This window comes from Thermogutta sp. (genome assembly GCF_014359955.1).
GTDB lineage: Bacteria > Planctomycetota > Planctomycetia > Pirellulales > Thermoguttaceae > Thermogutta.
Map to the genome: position 1 here is coordinate 1 of NZ_JACIYL010001076.1, position 1,142 is coordinate 1,142.

Here is a 1,142-nt window from a genome sequence, read left to right on the forward strand (position 1 = left end):
CTCCGTAGTCCTCCGGCCCTGCGGGCCGAATGGCCTCATGTGAAGCCGCCACGATGATGTTCGGCTCGTAGAAGGTGGAGTCCACCGGCTCGCGGTGGACCGGTAGATTCTCGCCGGCTTCAATGAATTCTGGCTCTTCTCGGTAAAATTCCAAACGCCCCGTTTTCGTGTACCACGGTCGCGAATCGGTGATCTGTTCATAGCCCACTACCTTGGGCGTGGTACGACTTTGAAGAATAACCGGAATACCCTGGCGGGCTTTCTCTTCTATTTCTGTAAATCGATATCCCTTTGTATTGGAGCTCGCATCAAGAATTCTTTGGAGATAGACGTCCGTGCGCCCTTCCCGCACGAATTTCCAGTAATCTTCAAAGCGTGTGTCACCGGTCAATTTTGCCAATTTGGAGGCCACAAGCGCGAAAACCTCAATGTCACCGAGAGTATGGAAGATTCTCTTGAGCGGAGTCCGCGGAAAGACGGACAGGAAGGGATTCGTGACGGAGGCCGTCATGTCGGGATGTTTCAATTCCGCCCAGGAATCCACGCCAAAGACGACATCCGCCCATTCGCAGGAGCCGGACCACCACCACTCATTGACGCAGATCATCTCGATCTTGGGCAGCACATTCACCACGGTGTTGTAGTGCCATTTCACGTTTCCCAGGATCGAGTTGGCGTTGGCAAACCAGAGGGATTTGGTGGGGGTGGGAATATGCGTTTTCCCGGTCAGCAGACGCTTGCCCACGCGCAGGGGGCGGTCCTCATGATTGTAATAGTGGGCGGATTCCGGCTTCCAGTATTGGCGAACCACGGCGGGTTTGTCCGGATCCAGTTGTATATTGAAGGGATCCTCACTGATATACTGCGGAGAACCGTTAAACAGTGCCACGCGATAGTTTCCGGCGTACGACCCGACGTTGCCGCCAATCCGACCTACATTTCCGGTCAGTGCAGCGACCAGGAATACTGTGCGGTCTTTGTTGTCATTGTTGAAGAACTGATTGGGGCCCATGCCCAGGGCAAAAAGCGTTGTTCCCGGCTCCGCCGCGATGTGCCGCGCCAGGGTTTCTACCGCTTCAGCCGGTGCCCACGTGATTTTCTCCACGGTTTTGGGATCAAAATGGAGCAGATATTCGCGGATG

The 1,142-nt window shown here is 54.9% G+C and carries 1 pseudogene; it reads right to left on the reverse strand.

What is annotated here, in order from left to right:
- A pseudogene (locus H5U08_RS19470) lies at positions 1-1,142 on the reverse strand (molybdopterin-dependent oxidoreductase); the annotation flags it as partial.